The 26,276-nt window shown below is 38.7% G+C and carries 34 protein-coding genes and 2 pseudogenes; 27 read left to right on the top strand and 9 right to left on the bottom strand.

What is annotated here, in order from left to right:
* Positions 1 to 29 precede the first annotated feature (29 nt).
* Positions 30 to 257, top strand: coding sequence for a DUF2281 domain-containing protein (locus tag FFR48_RS02775; protein WP_137666290.1), 228 nt, complete (start codon positions 30 to 32; stop codon positions 255 to 257).
* Positions 254 to 649: a type II toxin-antitoxin system VapC family toxin gene (locus tag FFR48_RS02770; RefSeq protein WP_137666289.1), complete on the top strand. Its 396-nt coding sequence runs from the start codon at positions 254 to 256 to the stop codon at positions 647 to 649. The genes FFR48_RS02775 and FFR48_RS02770 overlap by 4 nt, the downstream gene beginning before the upstream one ends.
* On the opposite strand, the gene FFR48_RS02765 is transcribed toward FFR48_RS02770, so the two are convergent.
* Genes FFR48_RS02765 through FFR48_RS02755 form a run of 3 tightly spaced genes read right to left on the bottom strand, consistent with a single transcriptional unit; the run spans position 617 to position 1,361 of the window.
* On the bottom strand, positions 617 to 856 hold the full coding sequence (locus tag FFR48_RS02765) for a hypothetical protein (protein WP_137666288.1): 240 nt from the start codon (positions 854 to 856) through the stop codon (positions 617 to 619). The two genes, FFR48_RS02770 and FFR48_RS02765, sit on opposite strands and share 33 nt — an antisense overlap.
* Positions 849 to 1,124, bottom strand: coding sequence for a hypothetical protein (locus FFR48_RS02760; protein ID WP_137666287.1), 276 nt, complete (start codon positions 1,122 to 1,124; stop codon positions 849 to 851). Before FFR48_RS02760 ends, FFR48_RS02765 begins: the two co-directional genes overlap by 8 nt.
* Positions 1,125 to 1,145: 21 nt before the next feature.
* Positions 1,146 to 1,361 carry a hypothetical protein gene (locus FFR48_RS02755; protein WP_137666286.1) on the bottom strand — a complete coding sequence of 72 codons (216 nt, stop codon included), beginning with the start codon at positions 1,359 to 1,361 and terminating at the stop codon, positions 1,146 to 1,148.
* A 203-nt stretch (positions 1,362 to 1,564) separates the two neighbouring features.
* Between FFR48_RS02755 and FFR48_RS02750 the strand changes: the two genes are divergently transcribed.
* The 11 genes and pseudogenes from FFR48_RS02750 to FFR48_RS02710 all read left to right on the top strand — a co-directional run bounded on the left by FFR48_RS02750 (position 1,565) and on the right by FFR48_RS02710 (position 5,166).
* The gene (locus tag FFR48_RS02750) at positions 1,565 to 1,783 is read left to right on the top strand and encodes a hypothetical protein (RefSeq protein ID WP_096571719.1); all 219 of its coding nucleotides are present in this window, start codon (positions 1,565 to 1,567) and stop codon (positions 1,781 to 1,783) included.
* Between the two features lie 4 nt (positions 1,784 to 1,787).
* Positions 1,788 to 2,186: a PIN domain-containing protein gene (locus FFR48_RS02745; RefSeq protein ID WP_137666285.1), complete on the top strand. Its 399-nt coding sequence runs from the start codon at positions 1,788 to 1,790 to the stop codon at positions 2,184 to 2,186.
* Between the two features lie 99 nt (positions 2,187 to 2,285).
* On the top strand, positions 2,286 to 2,417 hold the full coding sequence (locus tag FFR48_RS29965) for a hypothetical protein (protein WP_265586230.1): 132 nt from the start codon (positions 2,286 to 2,288) through the stop codon (positions 2,415 to 2,417).
* Positions 2,418 to 2,439: 22 nt separating this feature from the next.
* On the top strand, positions 2,440 to 2,913 hold the full coding sequence (locus FFR48_RS02740; protein ID WP_137666284.1) for a type II toxin-antitoxin system VapC family toxin: 474 nt from the start codon (positions 2,440 to 2,442) through the stop codon (positions 2,911 to 2,913).
* Between the two features lie 2 nt (positions 2,914 to 2,915).
* Positions 2,916 to 3,077 carry a hypothetical protein gene (locus FFR48_RS28870; protein WP_190346708.1) on the top strand — a complete coding sequence of 54 codons (162 nt, stop codon included), beginning with the start codon at positions 2,916 to 2,918 and terminating at the stop codon, positions 3,075 to 3,077.
* A 287-nt stretch (positions 3,078 to 3,364) separates the two neighbouring features.
* Positions 3,365 to 3,580, top strand: coding sequence for a hypothetical protein (locus FFR48_RS02735; protein WP_027400994.1), 216 nt, complete (start codon positions 3,365 to 3,367; stop codon positions 3,578 to 3,580).
* Positions 3,577 to 3,858 carry a type II toxin-antitoxin system RelE/ParE family toxin gene (locus FFR48_RS02730; RefSeq protein ID WP_137666283.1) on the top strand — a complete coding sequence of 94 codons (282 nt, stop codon included), beginning with the start codon at positions 3,577 to 3,579 and terminating at the stop codon, positions 3,856 to 3,858. The genes FFR48_RS02735 and FFR48_RS02730 overlap by 4 nt, the downstream gene beginning before the upstream one ends.
* A gap of 146 nt (positions 3,859 to 4,004) precedes the next feature.
* Positions 4,005 to 4,229: pseudogene (locus tag FFR48_RS02725) on the top strand (element excision factor XisH family protein); the annotation flags it as partial.
* Positions 4,217 to 4,546, top strand: a pseudogene (locus FFR48_RS02720) (XisI protein). The pseudogenes FFR48_RS02725 and FFR48_RS02720, both read left to right, overlap by 13 nt.
* A gap of 210 nt (positions 4,547 to 4,756) precedes the next feature.
* Positions 4,757 to 4,975, top strand: a complete 219-nt coding sequence (locus FFR48_RS02715) for a type II toxin-antitoxin system HicB family antitoxin (RefSeq protein WP_002765634.1) — start codon at positions 4,757 to 4,759, stop codon at positions 4,973 to 4,975.
* Between the two features lie 2 nt (positions 4,976 to 4,977).
* Positions 4,978 to 5,166, top strand: a complete 189-nt coding sequence (locus tag FFR48_RS02710) for a type II toxin-antitoxin system HicA family toxin (RefSeq protein WP_002765632.1) — start codon at positions 4,978 to 4,980, stop codon at positions 5,164 to 5,166.
* Here the strand turns inward: FFR48_RS02710 and FFR48_RS02705 are convergent.
* Entirely contained in the window at positions 5,163 to 5,396 is a 234-nt protein-coding gene (locus FFR48_RS02705; protein WP_137666282.1) for a hypothetical protein, read from the bottom strand. The two genes, FFR48_RS02710 and FFR48_RS02705, sit on opposite strands and share 4 nt — an antisense overlap.
* A gap of 61 nt (positions 5,397 to 5,457) precedes the next feature.
* Between FFR48_RS02705 and FFR48_RS02700 the strand changes: the two genes are divergently transcribed.
* Together FFR48_RS02700 and FFR48_RS02695 are read left to right on the top strand one after the other, a co-directional pair.
* A complete protein-coding gene (locus FFR48_RS02700) occupies positions 5,458 to 5,664 on the top strand; it encodes a type II toxin-antitoxin system Phd/YefM family antitoxin (protein WP_096571716.1) in 207 nt (68 codons plus the stop codon).
* Positions 5,645 to 5,860 carry a Txe/YoeB family addiction module toxin gene (locus FFR48_RS02695; protein WP_096571715.1) on the top strand — a complete coding sequence of 72 codons (216 nt, stop codon included), beginning with the start codon at positions 5,645 to 5,647 and terminating at the stop codon, positions 5,858 to 5,860. The genes FFR48_RS02700 and FFR48_RS02695 overlap by 20 nt, the downstream gene beginning before the upstream one ends.
* A 132-nt stretch (positions 5,861 to 5,992) precedes the next feature.
* Here the strand turns inward: FFR48_RS02695 and aroB are convergent, their stop codons facing one another.
* The gene (gene aroB / locus FFR48_RS02690; protein WP_096571714.1) at positions 5,993 to 7,090 is read right to left on the bottom strand and encodes a 3-dehydroquinate synthase; all 1,098 of its coding nucleotides are present in this window, start codon (positions 7,088 to 7,090) and stop codon (positions 5,993 to 5,995) included.
* A gap of 161 nt (positions 7,091 to 7,251) precedes the next feature.
* Between aroB and petL the strand changes: the two genes are divergently transcribed.
* Complete coding sequence (petL, locus tag FFR48_RS02685) at positions 7,252 to 7,344, top strand: cytochrome b6-f complex subunit PetL (protein WP_096571713.1); 93 nt, start codon at positions 7,252 to 7,254, stop codon at positions 7,342 to 7,344.
* Between the two features lie 82 nt (positions 7,345 to 7,426).
* Here petL and bioB read toward each other — a convergent pair whose 3' ends face one another.
* The gene (gene bioB / locus FFR48_RS02680) at positions 7,427 to 8,431 is read right to left on the bottom strand and encodes a biotin synthase BioB (RefSeq protein ID WP_201277565.1); all 1,005 of its coding nucleotides are present in this window, start codon (positions 8,429 to 8,431) and stop codon (positions 7,427 to 7,429) included.
* A gap of 76 nt (positions 8,432 to 8,507) precedes the next feature.
* Here bioB and FFR48_RS02675 point away from each other — a divergent pair, with 76 nt between their 5' ends.
* Together FFR48_RS02675 and FFR48_RS02670 are read left to right on the top strand one after the other, a co-directional pair.
* Positions 8,508 to 9,077: a GNAT family N-acetyltransferase gene (locus tag FFR48_RS02675; protein WP_137666280.1), complete on the top strand. Its 570-nt coding sequence runs from the start codon at positions 8,508 to 8,510 to the stop codon at positions 9,075 to 9,077.
* A 234-nt stretch (positions 9,078 to 9,311) separates the two neighbouring features.
* Positions 9,312 to 10,760 carry a protein adenylyltransferase SelO gene (locus FFR48_RS02670; RefSeq protein ID WP_137666279.1) on the top strand — a complete coding sequence of 483 codons (1,449 nt, stop codon included), beginning with the start codon at positions 9,312 to 9,314 and terminating at the stop codon, positions 10,758 to 10,760.
* A 44-nt stretch (positions 10,761 to 10,804) separates the two neighbouring features.
* Here the strand turns inward: FFR48_RS02670 and FFR48_RS02665 are convergent, their stop codons facing one another.
* Positions 10,805 to 11,860: a glycerate kinase gene (locus FFR48_RS02665; protein WP_137666278.1), complete on the bottom strand. Its 1,056-nt coding sequence runs from the start codon at positions 11,858 to 11,860 to the stop codon at positions 10,805 to 10,807.
* 185 nt (positions 11,861 to 12,045) lie between these two features.
* Positions 12,046 to 12,378, bottom strand: a complete 333-nt coding sequence (locus FFR48_RS02660; protein ID WP_137666309.1) for a DUF565 domain-containing protein — start codon at positions 12,376 to 12,378, stop codon at positions 12,046 to 12,048.
* Positions 12,379 to 12,536: 158 nt separating this feature from the next.
* Here FFR48_RS02660 and FFR48_RS02655 point away from each other — a divergent pair, with 158 nt between their 5' ends.
* Positions 12,537 to 13,151, top strand: coding sequence for a hypothetical protein (locus FFR48_RS02655; RefSeq protein ID WP_137666277.1), 615 nt, complete (start codon positions 12,537 to 12,539; stop codon positions 13,149 to 13,151).
* A gap of 233 nt (positions 13,152 to 13,384) precedes the next feature.
* Positions 13,385 to 15,202, top strand: a complete 1,818-nt coding sequence (locus FFR48_RS02650) for an ArnT family glycosyltransferase (RefSeq protein ID WP_137666276.1) — start codon at positions 13,385 to 13,387, stop codon at positions 15,200 to 15,202.
* A 58-nt stretch (positions 15,203 to 15,260) separates the two neighbouring features.
* Here FFR48_RS02650 and FFR48_RS02645 read toward each other — a convergent pair whose 3' ends face one another.
* Positions 15,261 to 18,539 (bottom strand): ATP-binding protein, encoded by a 3,279-nt coding sequence (locus FFR48_RS02645; RefSeq protein WP_137666308.1) that lies wholly within the window; start codon positions 18,537 to 18,539, stop codon positions 15,261 to 15,263.
* A gap of 644 nt (positions 18,540 to 19,183) precedes the next feature.
* Between FFR48_RS02645 and FFR48_RS02640 the strand changes: the two genes are divergently transcribed.
* From FFR48_RS02640 to FFR48_RS02610, 7 genes are all read left to right on the top strand, one after another.
* Entirely contained in the window at positions 19,184 to 19,780 is a 597-nt protein-coding gene (locus FFR48_RS02640) for a KaiA family protein (protein WP_137666275.1), read from the top strand.
* Between the two features lie 173 nt (positions 19,781 to 19,953).
* Complete coding sequence (gene kaiB / locus FFR48_RS02635; RefSeq protein ID WP_137666274.1) at positions 19,954 to 20,268, top strand: circadian clock protein KaiB; 315 nt, start codon at positions 19,954 to 19,956, stop codon at positions 20,266 to 20,268.
* Positions 20,269 to 20,405: 137 nt separating this feature from the next.
* The gene (gene kaiC / locus FFR48_RS02630) at positions 20,406 to 21,950 is read left to right on the top strand and encodes a circadian clock protein KaiC (protein ID WP_096571702.1); all 1,545 of its coding nucleotides are present in this window, start codon (positions 20,406 to 20,408) and stop codon (positions 21,948 to 21,950) included.
* Between the two features lie 127 nt (positions 21,951 to 22,077).
* Positions 22,078 to 23,988 carry a TolC family protein gene (locus FFR48_RS02625; protein ID WP_137666273.1) on the top strand — a complete coding sequence of 637 codons (1,911 nt, stop codon included), beginning with the start codon at positions 22,078 to 22,080 and terminating at the stop codon, positions 23,986 to 23,988.
* A gap of 293 nt (positions 23,989 to 24,281) precedes the next feature.
* Positions 24,282 to 24,659: a hypothetical protein gene (locus FFR48_RS02620; protein WP_137666272.1), complete on the top strand. Its 378-nt coding sequence runs from the start codon at positions 24,282 to 24,284 to the stop codon at positions 24,657 to 24,659.
* 95 nt (positions 24,660 to 24,754) lie between these two features.
* On the top strand, positions 24,755 to 25,255 hold the full coding sequence (locus tag FFR48_RS02615; protein ID WP_096571699.1) for a hypothetical protein: 501 nt from the start codon (positions 24,755 to 24,757) through the stop codon (positions 25,253 to 25,255).
* 117 nt (positions 25,256 to 25,372) lie between these two features.
* On the top strand, positions 25,373 to 26,152 hold the full coding sequence (locus FFR48_RS02610; RefSeq protein WP_137666271.1) for a photosystem II electron transport protein, Sll1252 family: 780 nt from the start codon (positions 25,373 to 25,375) through the stop codon (positions 26,150 to 26,152).
* Positions 26,153 to 26,276 lie beyond the last annotated feature (124 nt).

Below are 26,276 nucleotides of genomic sequence, written 5' to 3'. Positions count from 1 at the left end.
TAACTTAAAGTTACAGGAAAAACAAATAAATGATCACTTTAGAAATGGCGATCGCTAAAATTAAACAATTACCTCTTGAACAGCGCAATGAAGTAATTAAATTTATCGAGTTCTTAGAATTTAAAGCAGGAAACATTGATCTTGCTTCCCAAGAAACAAAAACTACAAAAAATTACCCACTGAGAGGAAAACCTATTACCATTGCTAATGATTTTGATGAACCTTTGCCGGAACTTTGGGAAGCATTAGCAGAATGATTTTACTAGATACCCATATTTGGCTATGGTTACTTCACGATCCTAGTCAATTATCACAAGCAGCACAAGCAGCTATTGAAAGTGAAGAATCTCAAAATGGCTTATTAGTTTCCGCTATTTCTGTTTGGGAAGTAGCAGTTAAATCTAGTGTCGGTAAATTAGTTTTGCCTTTACCCATTGATGAATGGTATCAGTTAGCGCAAACTCATTCAGGTATAATCATAAAACCTTTATCACCCATAGATGCAATTGCCAGTACACAGTTACCAGACAATTTTCACAAAGATCCAGCAGACAGAATTTTAGTTGCTATTGCTAGACGTTATGAAATTCCCCTTGTTACCTGTGATGCCAAAATTTTAAATTATCCCCATGTAAAAACGATTTGGTAAATATGCGATCGCTTTTGTGGATGTGAGGAGTGCGATCGCTGTTTGGGATGTGGAGGAAGTACGATCGCTTTTGGGATGTGGGAGTGCGATCGCTGTTTGGGGATGTGAAGGGGTGATCGCTTTTTGGGGTGTGGGAGTGCGATCGCTGTTTGGGGATGTGAAGGGGTGATCGCTTTTTGGGGATGTGGAGAATCGAGAACTAATCATCTCTATTTCCACGAGTTAAATAACGGACTTCCTCCAATAAAATATTAAATCGCTGATCGCTTTCAGCTTGTCTTTGTTTGATCAATTCCATTTCACGCTGATTTTGAGCAGCTACTTGTAGCAATGCTTGAGCCGTTACTCTCAACCCATCTATGCTATCTTTAACTTCAGTTATACTTTCCCTAACTTCAGTTATACTTTCTCGCAACTCAGTCACACTGGAAGCCAAATCATCAAGCATTTCATCATTCCACCGTTGTACAGTCATAGTATGTTCTTAATATTGCAATTAAACTAATATTCTAATTATACCAAAGATATCGCTTGTTTGGGAATGTGAGAGGGCGATCGCTGTTTGAGGATGTGGGAGTGCGATAGCGAAGCGCTCCGTAGGAATCGCTTTTGGGATGTGGGATGCAATCGCTTTTTGAGAATGTGGAGGAGTGCGATCGCTTTTGGGATGTGAGAGGGTGTTTGAAAAGTTTTGGATCGTGATTTTAGGCACTTCATGATCCCCCCTAACCCCCCTTAAAAAGGGGGGAACTAGAGTCAAAGTCCCCCTTTTCAAGGGGAATTTAGGGGGATCTAGAAATAGTTGATACACCATCAGCGACTTTTAAAACATCCTCTGATGCTTTCAGGAATGGTAAAGGAAATAAACTGAGGTATAATAGAACTAACAAGCAAATAAAGACTAGGAAAATAGATATGATTACAGTAGAATTTCAAACCACTATTGAAAATGGGATGATCAAAATTCCCGAACAGTACCAACAACAGTTAAAACAACCCAATATAGTTAAAGTCACTCTTCAACAAGACACTTCTGAACAGTCTGGAAATTACCTCCAATATTTATTAGAACATCCGTTAAATATAGAAAAATTAACTCCAATGAAACGAGAAGAAATTTACGAAAACGAATAAAAAAATGACATTTTTAGATTCAAATATCTGGATATATGCACTTAATCAGAGTCAAGATATCCGAAAACATCAAATTGCTAACCATCTAGCCACACAAACAGGACTTTATTTAAGTACCCAGGTAATCAATGAAGTTTGTGTAAACTTAATCAAAAAAGGAAATTTTTCTGAAAATCAAATTCAAAATCTTATTCAAGGTTTTTATCAAATTCATCATATCATTGAACTTGATTTGAATATATTGTTAACAGCATCCACATTAAGAACAAAATATTTATTCTCATTTTGGGATAGTTTAATTATCGCCAGCGCACTATCAGTTAATATGAATCAACTCTATTCAGAGGATATGCAACACGGTTTTACAGTGGAAGGATTACAAATTATTAATCCTTTTCTCTAAGCGATCGCTTTTTGGGATGTGGGAGGGCGATCGCGAAGCACGACCTAAAAATCATTTGCTAAAATAGAAGTAACTTAAAGTTACAGGAAAAACAAATAAATGATCACTTTAGAAATGGCGATCGCTAAAATTAAACAATTACCTCTTGAACAGCGCAATGAAGTAATTAAATTTATCGAGTTCTTAGAATTTAAAGCAGGAAACATTAGACATGATATAATACAAAAATAAATCATTTTATAAGTATTTAATAATGATTGAAAGTTTATATCTTGATACCAGTGTTATTGGCTATCTTACAATTAGACCAAGCACTAATCTAATTACTGCTTCAAATTCAGTAATTACACAAAATTGGTGGGATACTCGTCGGCAAAATTTTACTCTATATATCTCGGAAGTAGTTTTAGAAGAATTAGCGAGAGGAGATCAAGAAATAGCTACTAAAAGACTAGAGCTAATAAGTGAATTACCATTATTAGCAATCAATGAAGCAGTGGAAGAATTAGCCCAGCAATTTCTGATCAAAAGCAATCTTCCTCCTAAAGCATCTGATGATGCTTTGCATATTGCCTTAGCCACTGTTTATAAAGTAGATTATTTGTTAACATGGAACTGTAAACATATCGCTAACGCACAAATCCAGAAAAAACTCTCACAAATTAGTATTCAATCTGGATATGAACTACCAACAATTTGTACACCCTATGAACTTATGGGAGATTAACAATGTGGAAAGATGAAGTATTAGAAGAAATTTACAAAATTCGAGAAGAACACGCTAAATCTTTTAATTATGATTTGCATGAAATTTGTCAAGATTTAAGGAAAAAACAGGTAGCTAAAAACAGAAAAATTATTACTCAACCTCTCATCAAATCACTATCCTAAACTAAGTTTTGGTATTGAGGGGGCGATAGCGCAAGTGCTGACTTGTCAGTTCGCTTTTTGGGGTGTGGGAGGGCGATCGCTTTTTAGGGATGTAGGAATCGCTTTTTGTTATGTGGGAGGGCGATCGCTGTTTGAGGATGTGGGAGTGCGATAGCGAAGCGCTCCGTAGGAATCGCTTTTTGAGAATGTGGAGGGCGATCGCTTTTTGGGATGTAAGGGGCGATCGCAAAACTTCAAAAAGAACGATACCATTAAATTAAAATAAGTCAAACTAATTAAGTACAGCCATGAAAACATCAGCATTCCAGAAAGCTATTGAGTCAGTCGAAATTTTATCAATAGAAGATCAAGAAATATTACTTAACCTTCTGCAAAAAAGACTGCACGAAGCAAAAAGAACCAAACTATCTCAAGAAATTACAGAAGTTCGTCAGGAATTTTATGAAGGAAACTTTCAATTTGGTTCAGTTAATCAATTCTTAGGAGAACTTGATCAACCATGAACATCGCTTGGACTCCTAAATCATTGCGTTCTTTTAAACGTCTAATCCGAAAATATCCAAATCTTCGACCTCTGATTGAACAAACTTTATTGCAATTAGCTGAAGATCCTTTTTATCCTAGTTTACGTACTCACAAACTAAAAGGTGAGTTAGCTAATGTCTGGTCTTGTTCAATTGACTATAATTATCGTATTTTGTTTGAATTTGTTGAAAATACTGAAGACCAACAAGAAGCTATTTTGTTGCTCAATTTGGGAACTCATGATGAAGTATATTGATACGAAAGTGCGATAGCGAAGCCCACTGAAGGTATCGCTTTTAGGAGATGTGAGAGGGCGATCGCTTTTGGGGATGTGAAGGGGCGATCGCTTTTGGGATGTGGAAGGTGCGATAGCGAAGCGCTCCGTAGGAATCGCTTTTAGGAGCATCAGAAGTAACTGAATTTCACCTAGCACTTGGTCAATGTCTCAATTACCGTTCAGCTTTGAAATTGACTGAACCTGAGCGGATGCTGTATTTAGCTATTCCCGTAGATGTTTATAATGAGTTTTTTAGTCGAAGATTTATTCAGAGAATAATTACTGAGTATGAACTAAAATTACTAATTTTTAACCCAGAACAAGAGGAGATTGTGATATGGAGAGACTAAATTACAAAGAAATAGTCCAAAAAATTCTGGAAAATCATGTAAAAAATAGCTTCCATAGTCAGACAGAAGTTAAATTAATATTTGATACAGAGCGTGATAGATATCAAGTTCTTAATCTTGGTTGGCAAGATTTAACGCGAATATTTGGATGTATTATTTATATAGAAATTAAAGACGGTAAAATTTGGATTTAACGCGATGGAACGGAAATAGGAATTGCTAATGAATTAGTAGAAGTTGGAGTTCCTAAACAAGATATAGTTTTAGCATTTAAAGCTCCATACAAACGGAAATTTACTGAGTTTGCAGCTATTTGAATCTTATGTAATTCAGGTATTTAATGGTGATCGCTTGTGATTATGGGCGATCGCTTTTTGAGAATGTGGAGGAGTGCGATCGCTTGTTGGGAATGCGATCACTCATCTACCATCTATGATTTGTAGGGGTTTAGCAATACTAACACCTTGCATTTTTGGTAAAAATAGGTTTATAATTAATTATATGTAATTATCTTCAAAAAGAAAATAATGCTAACTACATACACTGCCAAATATACAAAAGTTAATAGCGGCTATATGGGACAACTGATTGAATGGCAAGAAGTTATTACTGAAGGAGAAACCTTAGAAGAATGTAGAATTATGTTACAAGATGCTCTCAAAGAAATGATCATTGCTTATCGTCAACAAAATAAAGAAATTCCCACAGGAAGCTCTTTACTTGAACAAATTCCGGTAGAAGTTTGATTATGTCAGTAAAACGAAAAGATTTAATTAAATATTTAGAAGAAAACGGATATTATTTATTACGGGAAGGTGGAAATCATTCGATTTATACTAATGATCTAAAAACTATTCCTGTCAAAAGACATCGCACAATTGATCGCATTACGGCAAATGCAATTTGCAAACAAGCAGATTTATTACCTAAGTTTTAAATATTACCGGATCTCTCATGGGACGCTTTGCTATTCAGAGAATAGTAGGTATCGCCTTTAGCGATCGCTGTTTGGGGGATGTGGGGGTGCGATCGCTTTGATAATGAGGGTTTTGCAGGTGCGATCGCTTTTTGGGATGTGGAGGGGCGATAGCGAAGCGCTGCTGCAAGCAGTTCGCTTTTTTTGGATGTGAGAGAGCGATACCTACGGTAAGCTACCGCTAACACCAATAGCTCATCAAAACTTTTGCAATTATAATTGTTAACAACCCAGTAAGTTATATTCGCAGCTATGAATAACGCATTACAATATATTTGTGATTCAGAAGGGCAAACAGTTTCCGTAGTTGTACCCATTGCCCTTTGGCAAGAAATAATGGCTGAGAGAGAAACCGCTTATCTATTAAGCAGTTCAGCCATGAAAGCAAGATTACTTGCAGCTAGAAAACGTCAAGAAGGAATTTCTTTGGAAGCAGCCTGTGAAAAACTTGGAATTTGATATGGATGCTTTTGAGGACTTAGCTTGGTGGATCGAAACTGATCGTAAAAAAGCATTAAAAATCATTAAACTAATTCGTGAAGTACAACGTAATCCATTTGAAAGCACAGGACAACCTGAAGCCCTAAAACACGATCTATCTGGCTGCTGGTCAAGGCGAATAGATCAAGAACATCGTCCAATACTATTCGGTTAACGAAATTTTATACTTAAACAACCTATTGTATAAAAACAACAAATTGTTGAAGATGTTGGGTTTCGTTCCTCAACCCAACCTTGTATCTTAGAGGAGGTTGCATCTTGCCCGCTAAACTGATGTGGAAATGCTTTAACCTGCCATTTCCTCTAATACCTGCCTGATAGTATCCGTTGGTACTTCGTCTGTCACTTTAACTGCACCTATTTGGGTAGGTAACACAAACCGCACTTTCCCAGATTTGACTTTTTTATCTAATTGCAAAGCATCAATAATCGCTGCAATATCTAAACCTGCTGGTAATTTTGTCGGTAAACCTGCTTTTTTAATCAGTGCATTTTGACGTTCTGTGTCGGCTTTTTGCCAAAGTCCCAATTTTACAGCAATTTCCCCTGCTGCTATCATGCCAATACCCACAGCTTCACCATGTTTCAACAAGCGATAATTGGTTAAACTTTCCACCGCATGGCCGATAGTATGACCATAATTCAAAATTGCCCGCAGTCCAGATTCTTTTTCATCTTGACTGACAACATCTGCCTTCGCTTGACAAGAATGAGTTAATATGTAATTTATCAGGTCGGATTTTACATAGCGGAGTTGGTCAAGGTGCTTACTCGCTTCCAATTGAGTAAACAATTCAGCGTCCCAAATTACGCCGTACTTGATCACTTCCGCCATTCCCGCCCTAAATTCGGCTGCTGGTAAGGTTTTCAGGACTTCAGGATCTATTAATACTAAACTGGGTTGGTGAAATGCACCGATCAAGTTTTTACCTTGAGGATGGTTAACGCCGGTTTTACCACCTACAGATGAATCTACCATTGCTAATAAGCTGGTAGGAACTTGGACAACATTAATTCCTCTTAACCAAGTAGCAGCAGCAAACCCAGTCATATCACCAACCACACCACCACCTAAAGCGACCATCGTTGAGGAACGTTCTAACCGATGTTCTAAGGCCACATCATAGATTTTTTGGATGGAGTTTAAAGTTTTGTAGCGTTCTCCAGGGGGGAGGTTGTAGTGAACCACATCAAAACCAGCATTTTTTAAAGAGGCGATCGCCCTTTCCCCATAATGTTTAAATATCATCGGGTTAGAAACCAACAGTACCTTTTTACCCAGTTTTAAACCCGTCATCTGTTCACCCAGTTGATCTAAACTCCCTGGTGCAACAGTGATTTCATAAGAATTTTCTGGTATATCAACTTTAATTACAGAACTCATTTAACAACCCTGATATCATCACAATTTCGCGTATTTTATCGCAGTTTGGGTACTGGTGACTGGTGAATGGGTAGTAGTTGATAATTATGAATTATGAATTACGAATTACGAATTATTAATGATTCAATATATTTAGTGAACTAATTTCTGGAGTAATACAAATGGCTATCGTTGAATACATTGCATTTTTAGTCGTGTTTATGGGTATCGCAGTTGGTTTATTATTTGGTCTACGTTCCGCCAAGATCATCTAATTCCTAATTATTCACCCTAAAACCCTTTCTAGAGGCGGGTTTTCCCGCCCTTGATAAACAAACTCAAACCCTAACAGGTTTTCTACTCTGTCACCTGACCAGCAGGTGTTTTCCCCTGCTTCTCAAACGGTGGCCGCATTTCTAAACCCAATAAATTCAACATTTGCCGATCTGCATCATAATCAGGACAGGGAGTAGTCACCGTCAACATCTTATTATCATCACTGGAAAAAATCGAATTAGCACCCGCCATAAAACATAAAGCTTGTTCAACTTGGGAAAGTTTCGCCCTCCCCGCACTTAAACGCACATCAGAAGTGGGCATAATAATTCTAGCAGTGGCAATCATCCGCACCACTTCCCAAATCGGAACTGCCGGCTGATTTGCCAACGGTGTACCCTCAACCTGTGAGAGAATATTAATAGGTACTGATTCGGGATGGGGTTGTAAATTAGAAAGGGTGTATAACATTCCTACCCTGTCCTCAATGCTTTCACCTAAACCGAGAATACCACCAGAACACACGGTTACATTAGTCGTGCGGACGTTTTCAATGGTGTTTAGGCGATCGCCATAAGTCCGAGTAGTAATCACAGTGCTATAATATTCCTCAGACGTATCTAAATTGTGATTATAAGCATATAATCCCGCATCTTCCAAACTTTGAGCTTGGTTTGCAGTTAACATCCCCAAAGTACAGCAAACCTCTAAACCCATAGAGGTGACATCTTTTACCATCTCCAGGACTTGCTCAAATTGGGAATTATCCCGCACTTCCCGCCAAGCAGCACCCATACACACCCGACTTACACCGGTTTCCTTTGCTTTTTTAGCAATATTTAGCACAGTTTCTTTTTCTAACAGTGCTTCCGGTTTTACCTCGGTTTTATAGCGTGACGACTGAGCGCAATAACCACAATCTTCCGGGCAACCACCAGTTTTAATAGATATCAACTTACAAACCTGTATTTGTTTAGGATTATGAAATTGCCGATGTACAGTAGCAGCTTGATAAACAAGCTCTAGAAATGGTGTATTATAAATAGCCAAAATCTCATCTTTTTGCCAATTGTAGCGTATTCCCACCGTGACTATCCTTTTTTAGAATGTTACCAAAATAAACAAAATTACAGCAAAAACAGCAAAATAATAATTTTAGTATATGAAATCAGAACTGCCACTAATTAAAACTAACCGCTTATTTTTAAAAGTAGCTACTTCCGAAGATATACCGCAAATCATCAAATATTTTACTATAAATAAAGACCATCTTACTCCATTTTCACCTACTTGGGCTGATGGTTTTTTCACAGCAGAATATTGGCAATATCAAATTGAGCAATATCATCTAGAAATTATTCACGGTTGCGGTTTAAGATTCTTTATACATCATCAAAACAACCCCAAAGAAATAATCGGCGTTCTCAACTTCAGTAATTTTATACGCGGAGCAGCTAGTTTTTGTAATGTTGGATATAGTTTAGCAGAAGCAGCACAAGGTCATGGTTACATGACAGAAGCATTAAAAGCGGGAAATAAATATATATTTAATGAACTAAATTTTCACCGGATCATGGCCAATTATATGCCCCATAATCGCCGTAGTGGTAATGTATTAAAAAGAGCAGGTTTTGTAATTGAAGGATATGCTAGAGACTATTTATTAATTAATGGTCAATGGGAAGATCATATACTTACCAGTTTAACTAATTATAACTGGAAACCGTATTAACAGGAGTCAGGAGTCAGGAGTCGTAGGGGCGAAGCATTCGGACGACAAATTATCAATTTTATGAAAAGGCTATTTTCCGAATGCTTCGCCCGTACAGGAGTCAGGAGTCAGGAGTCAGGATAAAGAATTGATGTTTTAACCCTATTCCCTATTCCCTATTCCCTATTCCCTATTCCCTATTCCCTATTCCCTATAATGTAAGATAAAGAGAACACCAATTAAAAACTACTAAAAATGACACTTGCTGAAACTCCAAATCCCACCACTTCAAGTAATCCTTTACTATCACTTAAATATGAAAGTGCCTTAGAATCATTAGGTAATGATTACTATGATGAAGTCGCAGCCGAAGAATTTCCTCAACACATTTTGCGCTGGCGTAATAATGCAATTTTACCACGCTTAGGACTTGAAGCAACAACAGTAAAAGACGAAGATTTTATTCACGCATTTGGTAAATTTCAAAGCAGAAAACCATTTTTAGCATTGCGTTATCACGGTTATCAATTTGGTGAATATAATCCCCATTTAGGCGATGGTAGAGGGTTTCTTTACGGACAAGTTAGGGGAATAGATGGGGAATTATATGATTTTGGGACAAAAGGTTCAGGAAGAACACCTTACTCCCGTGGTGGTGATGGAATGCTCACTCTGAAAGGAGGAGTTAGAGAAGTTTTAGCCGCAGAAGCATTACATCGTTTAGGTGTGAAAACTTCCCGTTGTTTAAGTATGATTGAAACCGGGTTAAGTTTATGGCGTGGTGATGAACCTTCTCCCACTCGTTCCTCAGTCATGATTAGAATGAGTAAATCTCATATTCGGTTTGGAACTTTTGAAAGATTGCATTATTTGAAACGTCCTGATTTAACTCAGAAATTGTTAGATCATGTGATTGATGAATATTACCCAAACTTGAAAAATGAAGATGACAAATATGCTTTATTTTATGCTGAATTAGTCAAAAGAGTAGCCGAGTTAGTAGCGCAATGGATGGCAGCAGGTTTTTGTCATGCAGTTTTAAATACTGATAATATGTCAATTACCGGTGAAAGTTTTGATTATGGACCTTATGCTTTTATTCCTTCCTATGATCTATACTTTACTGCTGCTTATTTTGATTATTATCGCCGCTATTGTTACGGACAGCAACCAAGTATTTGTCATCTGAATTTAGAACTATTGCAAGAACCGTTAAAAGCAATCATTGATCTTGCTGATTTGCATCATGGTTTAGGTAAATTTGCCGAATACTATCATCTGGAATATCGAAATTTAATGTTGAAAAAGTTAGGTTTTGAAGATAGTAACTTAGCGGAAGGTGATGATTTATTAGATTTGACAGTTACTTTTTTGAAAGATAGTCAAATTAATTATCATCAATTTTTCGCAGATATGGCGCAGACTTTTTCAATTAAATGGCGTGATGAACCAGGTTTAGTAATGAATGGTTGTGAGATTGTACCATCTGTAGGTTCATCAAATATTTTTGATAATTGGTGTCTGCTTTATCATAAAATCCTGAATAATTTTGACCCTGAGCAAATGCAGACAATTTCCCAAACTTTAGCTAAATATAATCCCCAAGCAAATTTATTAAGACCAGTGATTGAGTCTATTTGGCAACCAATTGTGGAGTCAGACAACTGGCAACCTTTTTATGATTTAGTCAAAGGATTTCAATAGAACGTTTGATTGAGATTCTGATGGTTAAACAGGTGTAATTTCAGTTAACATTTGTCAGAGTGATAACTAGAGATTGCACCAAAAGAGTGATCAGTATTCACTTGAATGACTAAATCAACTTTCGAGGATCTTAATAATGGCTTGATCAATAATTCTGGATGTAATGAACGCCAAAAGTAATTGACAAATTCCTCGATTTGTGGATTATTCATGCCGGATTTACCAGCAGCGATCATTTTTCTTTCAGCTTGTTTACGCCATTCTAAAGAACAACGATAATCGCTGGGATCAAGTGATATCAAGCTATCTAAGCGTTGCCATAGTGGTAAATAAGCTTGCAGTTGGTGATTCATGTCACGAGCAAAAACCCGATCATCATCTGTGATAATGGGGGGTGGTGCGGTAGTAAAAGCTTGGGGATCAATGGGTAGTACACCCACAAACCAACCTTCAAACAGGACTATATCAATGTTGGTAACTATTTCTGGGGTAGAGCGATCGCCAGCACCAGAGTAAGCAGATTTATCGAAGCGGGGAACTGTCACAGGACTGTTGCCTTGACGAATTTGATCGAGTACACTTAAACCTAAGTCGATATCGTGAGTTCCTGGTGGACCACGCCAAATCAAACGGGGATCTTGCTGCGTTAAAGTCAAGCGATCGCTGTATGTTTTGTATAAGTCATCCAAAGATAAACTTAAAGTAGAGTATCCCAACTCCTGGAGAATCAAACTGAGAATCCGGGACATTGTGGTTTTACCAGTACCTTGTCCACCTAAAATCCCCTGAATGAAAGGTCTGCCTAACTTTTGTCGCTGGGATGCAATTTTCATTCCCAACGGTAGCCATAAATCCCACAATACCTGTAACATAGCCTGAATGGGAATTTGCAGGTTATTTTCACAAAATTGGCTAAAAGCAGGGAAAACCGATTTCAGTAGCTGCGATCGCTCTTGAATAACTTGAGTTACATTGTTGGGGGTAATATTAAAAACCTTTGCCCTCACAGGATCAGCGAGTGTTGCTGCTTGTGCTAACACTTGCCAATCAGCATCTATTTCACCTGTGAGCAAAAATTCATTTAGCCACTCACTGAGCATAACTAGCACCCATTACCAAAATAACTTGATCAATTGATAATTGACAATTGATAATTGTTTCATTCAACTCTGAAAAACTGCCCTTTTCAGGGAAAAAAGTCAAAAATTCTGCTTTTTCAAGACTCTGACTTGAACCGGAGAGGTAATTGTCAATTTTTCATTGTTAATTGTCCATCATTGAAATCTTACGAACCCAGCTTAAAGGCTTCTAAGAATAGACTGTAGATGAAACCAACTTTCAGAAAGTTCAGAGTTTCCACCCACAGAGCTTGTCTAGCCAAAAAGCGGCGACTGTAAAAAATCCTGCTGGTGATCTCCGTTAGTAGAACCAAAAAAGCAGCGGACACCATATCCAACTCGGCCTTTTGTCCAGCGGTAGTAGATACTGCCGATCCCATAAAAAAACCAAATAACCAACTGATTAAAAGTAGGGATAAGCGCCGCCAAGGATTAACAAACCATTGCTCCACACTCCTAGCAATGGTACTGAATAGGTTGTTAAGACGAGTATTTTGCATATTGGGGACTGGGGACTGGGGACTGGGGACTGGGGACTGGGGACTGGGGACTGGGTAATAGGTAGTAGGTAATAGGTAATTAATTATATTTTTCCCAATCACCAATCACCAATCACCAATCACAACTGAAAAAAATCTTATCTCTAAAAAGTATGATTATGAAATTTTCTATGTATCGCAATTTGGCAGTGATAACTTTTGCATTAGGATTACTAGGACTTGTAGCCGGATGCTTAGGACTGAGTGTATCCTTTGAGCCTGAGCAGCCAGACATTTTATCAACACTGACAGATCAAACCGCTACATTAGAAAAACAGACAAACTCACCAAGTGCGTCAAAGCAAGTTCTATCTGCTAGTACAACTAATGTCGCCAGTGCAACCAACAAGCAAACAGAAAAACCCACTACAGAAAATTCACCTGCCCAAACTGATCAAACTACAAACTTTGGCAGTTTGCGAATGAGTAATAAAACAAATCAGCCTGTGCGTTTGGTCCTCTTAGGGCAACATTCAACAGTTAAAAATACCTCAGCCAATAAAAATAAATATAATGTTCCGGCACATTGGGATTTTGATCCCCAAGAAGGTAGTGAAAAAGGTTTAATTTTATTTCTGCCAGAGGGTAATTTAAAACTAGATCAAGGAGATATTTTAGTGGCCTTTGCCCAAGATGGCTCTCGACGCTATTGGGGTCCTTATGTTGTTGGGAAAACTCCCTCACCAAAATGGAATCCCCAAACCGAAGAATGGGAATTAATATTAATTCCTTAATGGGTACCCTGTCACCTATTCCCTATTCCCTCATCTAAAATTGATCCCGGAACAAACAGGTAAAACCACTTTAGAGGTTGTTTCAAAAGTTTTTTATTGTCGCAAATACGGTAGGTTTACCCACACCCCACACTCTAGCTGTGACCTGAGAACAAAATATAACTAATAAACGACTTTTGAATTATTGTGTTTATGGGAAAGACACAATTTACCGTGTCTGTAAATATGGATTTATGAGGATAAAATTGAGCGATCGCCCTCCTATTGACCAATGGTTTAAAAACATAGAACAGCGTCCAGCCCCTGCTGTGACTATTGCTATCCTCTGGTTGCTGTTGATTAACTTCATAGCTTTTGTTTGGAATTTGGGTAGTATCGGCTTAGTTGACGAAACAGAGCCACTTTTCGCCGAAGCTTCCCGGCAAATGCTAGTTACAGGAGATTGGATCACACCCTTTTTTAATGGTGAAACTCGGTTTGACAAACCAGCGTTAATTTATTGGTGTCAAGCGATCGCCTACTCTATTATGGGCGTAAACGAATGGGCAGCACGTATACCCTCAGCACTAGCCGCAACTGCTGTCACAGCTTTATCGTTCTACATTGTGCAGTGGCATTTTGCCAAAAAAGATCAACTAGAACAAACAGCAAACCCCACCCGTCGTTACCTAACAGCCGCCCTAGCATCAGCTATCATGGCACTCAACCCAGAAATGATAGTTTGGGGAAGAATCGGTGTATCTGATATGTTACTCACCGGTTGTATAGCCTCCGCCTTACTATGTTTCTTTTTGGGATACGCTCAAAATTCCACCCCTTCCCGCTTCCCTAATAAATGGTATTTAGCTAGTTATGTGTTGATGGGTGGAGCAATTTTAACCAAAGGACCAGTCGGCATAGTTTTACCAGGTTTCATCATGATCGCCTTTGCTGTATACTTAGGCAAATTCTGGCAACTATGGCGAGAAATGCGCCCAATTTTCGGACTATTCCTAGTCTTCCTCGTATCTGCTCCCTGGTACATCTTAGTGGCTTGGCGCAATGGCTGGAATTTTATTAATGCCTTTTTTGGCTATCACAACATAGAACGCTTTACAGAAGTAGTTAACGGTCACTCAGCGCCTTGGTATTTTTACTTTTTAGTCGTGTTATTGGGGTTTGCACCATATTCAGTTTTTATCCCTGCATCTATAGCTAGACTAAAATTTTGGCGGCGTTCCCACTTTCTCAACCAAGAACGTTCTCAACACTTAGGTTTATTTGTCTGTTTTTGGTTTTTAGGTGTATTTGGGTTTTTCACCATCGCTGTCACCAAACTTCCCAGTTATGTATTACCTTTAATGCCAGCAGCAGCTATTCTGGTAGCTTTATTTTGGAGTGATCTATTTTCCCACACCCAAACACAAAAATCTTTCCGCATCAGCAGTTGGGTAAACGTTGCCTTTGTATCTACAATAGCAGTCGCCTTATTTAACCTCTTTAAATTAGTAGGCACAGATCCCGCAGCACCGGAACTTTACCAGCAAATTCAAAATTCAGGTTTAACAAATTGGGGGGGTATAATTTGGCTGGTTACTGCGATTATTATCGCCGCTTTCATATTAATTCGTAGTTTCCGTCCCATCATCGCTATTAATATTGTGGGATTTGTAGCATTTTTGGCAATTGTTTTAATGCCAGCATTATTTATGATGGATGCACAAAGACAAGCACCTTTAAGACAATTATCTGTACTTGCAGTTGAAGAAAAACAACCTAATGAAGAATTAGTCATGGTAGGTTTCAAAAAACCAACAGTAACTTTCTACTCACAAAAAAAAGTCACTTACCTTTCTGCTGCACAAGAAGCTTTAGATTATATTCACACTCAAGCAGCCAAAAAAACTAATCCACCATCATTACTACTTTTAGCCGAACATAAAAAGTTGATGGAAATGGACTTACCACCAGATAATTACAAAGATATTGCCACTAAAGGAGCTTATAATTTGATTCGCATACCCTTCCAACGCATGAAACAAGATAAAAAGGAAAAAATGAAAATTTCGTAATTTGTCAACAAGGGAATAGGTTGACAATTGTCAATTATCAATTATCAATTGTCAATTATCAACTACCCTTTCCTAATGCTTGATTAATTTGATTTAATAAGTCTGCCATTGAAATCGAATGAGGCAGTCTCTGAATAGCGATACTTTCGGGTATTTCTCCCAACAAATAATCATTATTTTGATTATTTTGGGTTTGATCAATGGCTGTATTTACCTGATTTAATTTTTTCTCAATTACCAAAATTGGAGGTAAATTAAAAGATAAATCTGACAAAGCTTTTAACGCTTCTTGTGCTTCTTTATCAGCAGCAGATTCTCCCAAACCAATTAATAGTAAATCAACACTTTGATGGCGAATTTGTTGCAAAACTTCAGTCCAAGAGTTACCCATAGCAGCTTTAAAACCAGCAGTTTGTAAATACTGAATTAAAGCTTGAAACCACTCATATCCCCTTTCATTATTCTGTGCAGAATAACCCATTTCCTGATCATTTGTGAGTGTTTGGTTAATATCTTGTACAGCAGATTTCTTTTGTAACCTATAACCCTTAGCTGACTTGCGTTTTACCTGTGGCAAATCACCCAACTTAGCCACATCTACGACTAAAATATTAGGAGGACAACCAATATTAGAAGCAATTTCCAACACTGATAATAAAGGATCTGGTTTGCCGTGACCATGCTCATTTTCCCTACCCAATGGCGTTAAGCAAGGAAATACACCCAATCCTGGTATTTGGGAAGCTGCCAAGGTTGTGGCTACATCACAAGTCACCAAAGGCAATTTTGCTAACCTTTGGTACTTCATCAAGTGTTGCAGATAATGTTGGGCATTAGAACTGTCAACATCCAACAAAATCACATCAAACTGCCACACCCGCGCTAAAATTTCTGCCTGATCTAAATCATCTACTTCAATGACTCGATGTTCACGCAGGGAGGGTTGGGGATTAACAGACTCTAATTCTGGATTCACCAACCGCAGAATCCGCAACGGAGTTTTTTCCGGTACAATATCGGTATTTGTTAAACCTACCTGCTGAACTTCTGGTGTAGCACACAATCTTTCTAGAATGGGTACTAAAGCTTGATGTTCCACTGGTAAACTCAAGAAAGCATCAGCCCTGTTAGCGTAAGCGTGTTCTTTTTCTGCCCCCGTAGCGGTGATAATCACAGGAATATGGCGAGTTGCACTATCAGATTTTAGTAAAGTCAGTACATCCCAACCGGAAAGCAGGGGTAGTAAGGGATTCAAAAAGATCGTTTTTGGTTGCAAGCGCCGCGCTTTTTCTAATGCTTCTGTCCCTGAACGCGCAATCACTACCCGATAACCTAAACCTTTCAGATTTTGGGTCAGGTCTTCAATATATCGCGCTACTGCCTCAACTACTAATATTAACCTTTGAGAAGAAATAGGTTGATGTACTTCTAAATTTCCCCCCTCTGATTCAGAAAAACTGGTTTTGGGAGGAGAAGGAGGTAATAACAATGTAAACTGGCTACCTTTACCTTCACGAGACAAAAAGCTCACATCTCCACCATGTAATCGAGCTAAAGCCCTTGTTAATACTAACCCTAAACCAGTGCCTTCAAATTGGCGAGTTAGGGGATTTTCTAACTGTTGGAATTTTTGAAAGATTAAATGTTGTTGATGTTCAGGAATACCAATACCTGTATCCCACACTGTAAAAGCAATCCATCCTTCCCAGCGATTTACCCGCAACCCCAGTTTCCCAGTGGTTTCAGTGAATTTAAAGGCGTTGGAAAGTAAGTGTACCAGCATTTGCCGCAAGCGTAATTCATCTGCTACCATCTCCTTTAAACCAGGTTCAATGGTCAGGCTGAATTGGTGATCATCCGAAAAATCGGTGCTTTTGCTCGGTTGACTGTGAAGTGTTCTGGCTTCTGATAAAGCGCGATCGCACACTTCCCGAATCTGTACCAGCGATGGAGTCAGTTCCATCTGTCCCGTTTCCATCCGCGTCAAATCTAAAATGTCATTCACCACACTCATCAAATGACGGCCACTTTGATGAATCAAACCCGCATAACGTGCTTGTCTTTCGTTCAGTTCTCCTAATTGTTGATCTGCCAGTAATCTTGACAAGCCTAAAACTGCTGTCAACGGCGTTTTTAATTCATGGCTAATACAAGCTAGAAACTCATCTTTTAACCGATTAAGTTGAATTAAATCAGCATTTTTAGCTGCCAATTCTTTAAAAAGCTGTTGTTGTTCGGTCACATCCGTAGCTAAAACCAACCACAAATTATCAGTGAAATTTGCTGAATTATTAGTTGAGTTGACAACTTCTGCATCACCACCCCCAACTTTTAATTCAGGACTATCCAAGAGGATTTTAGCAAACTGCCAAATTCGCTCTTGACCATTTTGCACCTGAACAACACAAGTACAAGTACCTTGTTTAGCATCCAAATAGCAATGACTGGATGTAGCATTTGCTTTTCCTTGCTGCTCCTGCATCATTGCTAAAACCGATGTGGAGTGAGGCGCTTGACTGCTTGTAGGCAAGTTATGACCTCTGGCTTCTGGCATCAGCGTCACAGCATCTTCAGTTGCACCCTTGCTAATAGGTGCATCAGAATAAGCCTTGAATGTTTGTCGATGGATATATTCTGGATCTTCACGCCTGACAGGAGATAGGATAGTTTCTACTTGTAGCCTAATTCCTTCTGGATCTTTCAAAACTCCCAATTGTTGCCACCAAGCAGGATTTTGTGTTAAAACTTCACCAGTGCTTGTTTGCAACATTAAAGGCCAAGGCAGTCTTTCCAATAACTGCACTAAGGCGTTATATCTCGGTGATTGATGTTGATTCTGCTTATAAGAGCGATTTTTTCTTCTAGTATTATTTTCCGTCGTCCCAGCAACTTTAGAGGCAATTGTAACTTTATTTTTAGCTAAAAAGCTGAGTAGGCGTAGGTTATCTAGCAGACCTAAAAATTTACCATCTGCATCAATCAACGCCCAATCTAAATTTTTATTTTTTTGGTTTTGTTGGTGACGTAAAAACAAACTTAATTTATCCAGTGGTTCAGAAGCTGGTATGGTTTTGATGGGCGAAATCAGACTAGGACTCAAAGTGGAAATTGATTGCTGTAGATTTAAAAACGTTTCACCACTGGCTGCTGTTAATAATTTTGGGATTAAACGGGCAGAATACAATAATCCTATGGGACTTTGTTGTTGATTTACCACTACCAAGCGATCGCACTGTTCTTTCTCCAAAATCTCCAGCACCACTGCCAGAGTGCTTGTTTGGGAGCAACTGGGTACGGTTGCTAGAAAGTCATAAAGCGGGTACTGTAGCATTAACATAAAGCTTAGGGGATCTTTCTTCCTGTAATTGCCTCTGGCATCAACATCTGCCAAAGTGCTGATATTTTTCAGGCCTGAAGCCATATCCTCCTAAAAGACGCATAAAATCTTTCCTAGAGATACTGTAAATCTATTCCAGCGATTCACTCACTTTGATCGGCAATTTCCCAATTTCATCATTCCCAGAGCAGTTATACTTGAATGTGCCACTCTTATGAATGAGTAAACAACCAGCATCTTACTGGTATGGAAACTCCTGATCGATAGTTACAGCTAAAACAATTATCGCTCCAAAGATTATTTTAGAACCTTGAGGAATTATAATGATTTAAAATGAAACCATACTTTAAATTTGTTTATGCATCTTATCAAGGAGTACAATGGAAAAATCTATATGCCGATAGATAGACATTTATAGATCATCAGATTAGCTACCACACATTCTCTGTTGAACGCTTCACCGATTACCTACTAAGTTATATCACTGACGGACAAAACCAGTTAGGAATTGGTAATTTCTCAATAATTTTTGACAAAAGGCGTTCTTTACCCTGATTTTACTGAAAAGTTTTTATCAAACTGAATCAGCACTGAAGCGACACTCTCAGCGTTCATCATATATAAACAATATATATAAACAATAAATGTTATTACCTATATTATTGATTTGTCCAGCAATTCTTAAGAAATATTTATATAATGCTGATGCGGCAAATACCCAAGCTGGTTTAATCGGGCAGTGCAGGAATTTGATTGATGAGATTTTTTCTCAATTTTTTGGGTTGCCGCTGACTGCTACCACTCCTATCAACGGACAGTTTTTACACAATAGGATGCAGTTAAATAACAATCTATCAGGGAATCATCTTAATAAGAATAATCATGTATTGGCGTGTAATGAACAGAAAAGCCAGCAATGGTTTCAAGAAATGAGTCCATCGGAAAAGCAGGAACTATTAGCGAACCTCAAATCTGATTACCGGAAAATTCTCATCAATTATTTTATCACAGACAAAACTCTCAAAACTGCAATTGATAAATTCATCAACACCTTATTTTATGCTAATATTCCTGTGCCACAAATTATAGAAATTCATGTAGAACTGATTGACGAATTTTCCAAACAGCTAAAATTAGAAGGCAGGAGCGATGAAACATTACTAGATTACAGGCTGACCTTGATAGATATTCTGGCACATTTGTGTGAAGTATATAGATGTTCTATGTCTAAAATGAACTGAGATAAATTCATGCTATCTTAGATTTTGACTCATGAGTTAAAGAATCAAAAATTGACAGGATTGATTTTTAAATTGTTTAAGATTAATCCTATTGCAACAGGCATCTGTTATTAGTTTCAACAAATGCATCAGCCTATTTTGTATTCCTATTCTGATATCTAAACTGTGCATTTATGAATAAAGTCCAAAAAACCTATGTTCTCAAGCTGTATGTCGCAGGGAACACACCCAACTCCGTGCGAGCATTAAACACACTCAAAAACATATTAGAACAGGAGTTTCAAGGAGTTTATGCCCTAAAAGTAATTGATGTTCTCAAAAACCCACAATTGGCAGAAGAAGACAAAATTTTAGCCACACCGACATTATCAAAGATTTTGCCCCCTCCCGTTCGCAAAATCATAGGTGATCTTTCAGACAGAGAAAGAGTTTTAATCGGTTTAGACTTACTTTATGAAGAATTAAATGAAGAAGACTGGGAACAGTAACATATAGCAGTCAGCATTCAGCAGTCAGTATTCAGCTTTTTAAAACTCTTGACCCTAGTAAAGAACATTTTTTCATAAAAACTCTGTACAGAATTTAGGAATTTAAAAAATCGGGTTAAAGACCTATATAATCAACAATGAGTGACCAAGAGCAACAAGAACAACAAAAACCAGCAAGTGGTGGTGTAGAGAAAATTCGCACCATGATTGAGGGCTTTGACGATATTAGTCATGGCGGTTTACCAGTGGGCAGAACAACCTTAGTCAGCGGTACATCTGGTACTGGGAAAACCTTATTATCCCTGCAATTTCTTTATAATGGTATCACCTACTTTGATGAACCAGGAGTATTTGTTACCTTTGAAGAATCACCCAGCGACATTATTAAAAATGCCCATATTTTTGGCTGGAACTTACAAAAACTAATTGAAGAAGGCAAACTGTTTATTCTCGACGCTTCCCCCGATCCCGAAGGGCAAGATATTGTGGGTAACTTTGACCTTTCCGCTTTAATTGAAAGGTTGCAATATGCTATTCGCAAATACAAAGCCCATCGTGTTTCAATTGACTCCATTACCGCAGTCTTCCAACAATATGAAGCAGTGGGAGTAGTGCGGCGCGAGATATTCCGCCTCGTAGCACGCCTTAAACAATTATACGTCACCACACTCATTACAACAGAACGGGGAGAAGAATATGGACCTGTAGCTTCCTTTGGGGTAGAAGAATTTGTGTCTGACAACGTAGTAATTGTTCGCAACGTTTTAGAAGGAGAACGCCGCCGCCGCACCATAGAAATTCTCAAATTGCGCGGTACAACCCACATGAAAGGTGAATATCCATTCACAATTACTAATGCTGGAGTTAACATCTTCCCCTTGGGAGCAATGCGTTTAACACAAAGGTCTTCAAATGTCCGTGTATCTTCAGGAGTTAGCACCCTAGATGAAATGTGTGGTGGTGGTTTCTTCAAAGATTCGATTATTTTAGCCACAGGAGCTACAGGTACTGGTAAAACTCTCTTAGTCAGCAAATTTATTCAAGATGGTTGTGTCAGCGGTGAACGAGCAATATTATTTGCTTATGAAGAATCCCGCGCTCAACTGTCTCGAAATGCTTATTCTTGGGGAATTGACTTTGAGGAATTAGAACACCAAGGTTTATTAAAAATAATTTGTACCTATCCTGAATCAACAGGTTTAGAAGATCACTTACAAATTATTAAATCAGAAATTGCCGATTTTAAACCAGCCCGCATTGCTATTGACTCCCTTTCCGCATTAGCTAGAGGCGTAAGTAATAATGCTTTTCGGCAATTTGTAATTGGGGTAACAGGTTATGCCAAACAAGAAGAAATTACAGGCTTCTTTACCAATACCAGTGACCAATTTATGGGATCACATTCCATTACAGATTCTCATATTTCCACCATCACTGACACAATTATTATGTTGCAGTACGTAGAAATTCATGGAGAAATGTCACGGGCAATAAACGTCTTTAAAATGCGGGGTTCGTGGCACGATAAAGGGATTAGGGAGTACAATATTACGGCTGATGGACCTAATATTAAAGATTCCTTCCGTAATTACGAGAGAATTGTCAGTGGAGCGCCTAGCCGCGTTAGCATAGACGAAAAGGCGGAACTTTCTCGCATTGTTAAACGTTTTGAAGACAAATAAACTGCTAAATCCCGAAAGAAGCTAAATTCGGTATATAGTATGTTATTTGCTTCATTTAGCATCATGTTATATTCTGTGAGAAGACAAGTTTTCTGCCGCTAAATGGTTTTTCTTGTGAGGGGATGCGGTGAAAAGACAGCAATTATTATTTCATAGTTTCTTACCTGGTGTAACAGCAGCAGTATTAACAACTCAATCAGCTTGGGCTGGAACAGTCAAAGTTGATGAGGTAAAGCTGGTGTCTTCTCCTAGTGTCTTGGCTGCAACCGATGTGAAAACCTCAGTTGTGGAAATCAATAGGCAACTGCCCATTACTGCGGTTGATAATTCTCCAGCTTTTGTACCTACGCTGGATTTCAGTAAACTCAGTGATCAGCCTGTGGCTAATCAGAGTGTGACAGAAATTACCGCGTTTCAAACTACAAATGTACCAACAGAAAAAAGGCCGAAAACAGTTTTACCAATTTCATTCACTGAGTTAAAAGTAGCACGGTTGACAGAGGTCAATAAATGTTTACAGGCAGAACAGAAAAGCCAAGCAGCTTTGCTCCTGTCCACAAGTAGTTGTTTACAAAAAAATGTAGATAAGGATAGTCAAAAGGTAGCCCAGGTAAATGTTCCTACTGAATCAGGAACTCCAAATACAGAGCTACCTGCTCAGAATACACAAAATGTAACACCTACTCCTACAAGTTCTACGGAGACAACACTGGAAAACCTGAGTCCCAGTTCTAATCCTCTGGTATTTCCTACTAAACCAGAGGAAGTAAAACTTCAGGAAACTCAGCCGATTACTTTAGAACAGGCGTTAGCATTGGCAAAGCGTAATAGTAATGAACTCCAAGTTTCTCTGTTGGAACTTGAACGGAGTAAAGCGGCTCTAAGGGAGGCTCAAGCTGCTTTGTTACCTACTGTAAGTGTGAATGGCAATGTCATTAATAGCCGTAGCACTTCCGACACTCTAGTAGCCAAAAGACAACAGCAGCAATTTCCTGATACACCTGATGCTACAGCCAATACAACCTTCGATGCTGAAGCACAACTGAGATATGACCTTTATACCTCTGGGAGCAGAAACGCTGCTATCAAACAGGCTGAGGAACAGGTGCGTTTTCAGGAATTAGATGTAGAAAGGCAATCTGAAGAAATACGCTTAAATATAGCCACGGATTACTATAGTTTGCAACAAGCAGATGAAAATGTGCGGATTTCTCGATCAGCAGTCGAAAATTCTCAGGCTAGTTTGCGAGATGCTTTGGCTTTAGAACGGGCTGGAGTGGGTACAAGATTCGATGTGTTGCGATCGCAGGTGAATTTAGCCAATGCCCAACAAGACTTAACTAATGCCCTTTCTCAGCAAATCATTGCTCGGCGACGGTTAGCGGTGCGGTTAAATCTGTCCCAGTCCGCAAATATTAGTGCCGCTGATCCTGTACAATTAGCTGGTCTGTGGGAAAGAAGCTTAGAAGATAGCATTGTCTTGGCTTATCAAAATCGTCCCGAATTACAACAGCAGTTAGCACAGCGCAATATTAGTGAACAGCGCAGAAAACAAGCTCTAGCATCTTTAAGACCACAAATTAGTTTGGTTGCCAGATATAACTTGCTAGATGTGTTTAATGATAGTGTCAACGTCAGTGACGGTTATTCTGTGGGAGTACAAGCCGCTTTGAATTTATATGATGGTGGCGCGGCAAGAGCAAGAGCAGCCCAGGCAAAAACTGATATAGCAATTCAGGAAACTCGATTTGCTCAACAACGCAACGAAATCCGCTTTCAAGTAGAACAAGCTTATTCTACCCAGCTTGCTAACTTGGAAAACGTACAAACTGCGAACGCTGCTCTTGAGCAAGCCAAAGAATCCCTCAGATTAGCGCGTTTACGTTTTCAAGCTGGTGTAGGGACTCAAACCGATGTCATTAACGCAGAAAATGAACTCACCAGATCCGAAGGTAATCGCATTCGCGCCATTTTGGATTACAATCGTGCCTTGACAGAGTTACAACGCTTCGTCACCTCCAGAGCTTTTAATAAGTAAACAAATATAGCAGGAGTCAGGAGTAAAACCCTTTTGTAGTAAGAGGTTTGTGATTAATTGATGTCCTAACTGCTCTGTCTACGGCTATAAAAACTGTTTACAAACCCCAAAAAGCCTCATTGCCAGTTATTAGACTGTAAAATGAGGCTTTTTAGTGAAAAACGCTATATTTGTTACAGGTGATTGGTGATTGGGGACTGGTGACTGGGTAAAAACTAAATTCCTACTATTCCCTATTCCCTATTCCCTGCCCCCTGCCCCTGCTCCCTGTTCCCTAGCATGACTAATGACTAATGACTAAAATCACATCACAAGAAATAGCCCAATTTCGCTCTCAATTAGCAGATGATATTCAAGCAATGGAAGCATTAGACTTGATAGAAGACTGCGAGGGAGACTTAGAAGATGCAGCCATGACCCTGGCTATTAAAGCGGGACAAGAACCTGGTAGAACAAATTCCGAATGGTTAGACGCTTTAGCAAAAAAATGGCGTGCTGTTATCTGCGAACAAGAATATAGAGATAATTTATTAAATGGTTCAATTTCTGGGATGATGTCAAACCTGAGAAGTATTCCAGAGTTTCCCAAAATTTTGGCAACACCAGTTTTGATATATGTCCTCAAGCAAGGTGTAAATAATTTCTGTGAACCTTTAGATTCTTTAAAATAATATTTGGTGCTGAATCTGTCGTTGAACCAGTGCTGATATTCTGTTAATTAAAGATAATTAAAGAAACCCTGTTTTATATAACTGTTTTTAGACCAATGAATTACCTTGTAGCCGTATTACCAGACCGTATCCAAGCTGAATCTGCCTACTTAGGCTTAGAAAAAGAAGGCATAAATAGCACTATCCTGGGTAGAGGATACAAAACCGCTGATGAGTTTGGTTTAATAGACCCCAAAGAAGAAGCGAAAAAACAAGTACGATTGATGGCATTCTGGTTAATACCATTCGGCTTTTTTGCTGGTTTTACCTTCAGTCTCATCACTGGTTTAAACACCTTTGCTTGGGCTGGTGAAATCGGTAATCATGTTATCGGTGGGTTGCTTGGTGCTGGTAGCGGTGCTATGGGTAGCGTCTTTGTTGGTGGTGGTGTGGGTTTGGTTTTTGGTAGTGGTGATGCTTTACCCTACCGTAACCGTTTGGATGCTGGTAAATATTTAATTGTGGTTCAAGGTTCAGAAACTCTGACTCGCCAAGCAAACCGCATTTTACGGCAGTATGACCCCGAAAATATCCAAGGTTATGCAGAAAATGGGTAATAGGTAATAGGTAATTGGTAATTGGTAATGGGTAATTCATAATTCGTAATTTTTCCCAATCACCAGTCACCAGTCACCAGTTAGTTACCAATCACCAATCATCAATCACCAATCACCATGTTACCAAGAGAAGAACTTTTAAAAGGTATTGAAAACCGCGATAGTATCGCCCGTGTAATTGACCAAGCAGAGCAATCTATAAAGACCTGGGAAGTAGTCTTAACTGATTTTTTGTCTCCGCCAGAGTTAGCAGAAATTCAACTGGTTTTTAGCCGATTGACAGAGGTGCATTTAGTTGCCTGGGGTGGATATCCTCAAGCTGAACGTCAAAGAGTGGCGATCGCCCGTTCTGAACTGCCTTTAGATTCATCTCAAGTTGCTATCACCGCTTTAGAAATTGCTGGTAATTTTTTGTTTGATACTGCTACCCATCGTGATTTTTTAGGAGCAATGTTGGGTACAGGAATTGTCAGGGAAAAAACCGGAGATATTATTATTTTGGGGGAAAGAGGAGCGCAAGCAATTGTAGTTCCTGAACTGGTAGAATTTCTGGAAATGAATTTAAAACAGGTGCGTTCTGTTCCTGTGAAAACTCAACCTATTGATATTAACGAACTAAAAATTAGAGAACCGAAAAAGAAAGAATTAACCACAGTAGAAGCTTCATTAAGATTAGATGCGATCGCCTCTGCTGGTTTTGGGATGTCTCGTAATAAAATGGTTGATTTAATTGACTCTGGTGATGTGCGGGTAAATTGGAAAGAAATTACTCAAGCGAGTTCGCAAGTCAAAACCGGAGATTTAATAGCAATTCGCGGTAAAGGACGTTTAGAAGTTGGTGAAATTGCCGTGACTAAAAAAGAACGTTACCGCGTGCAATTAACAAGATATATGTAGGGTTTGCTGAATAAACGCAAAACCTAGATAAAGGAAGAGTTTAGGGGCAAAAAAGAGGAACAAAGTGCAAGGAAAAAGGGTAAAATAGGTAAAAACCCTTGCATCAAGGTGCATCAAAATGTAT

Source organism: Sphaerospermopsis reniformis (genome assembly GCF_005402885.1).
In the GTDB taxonomy this organism is placed as follows: Bacteria; Cyanobacteriota; Cyanobacteriia; order Cyanobacteriales; family Nostocaceae; genus Sphaerospermopsis; species Sphaerospermopsis kisseleviana.
This window is presented reverse-complemented; position numbering and strand designations above follow the sequence as displayed.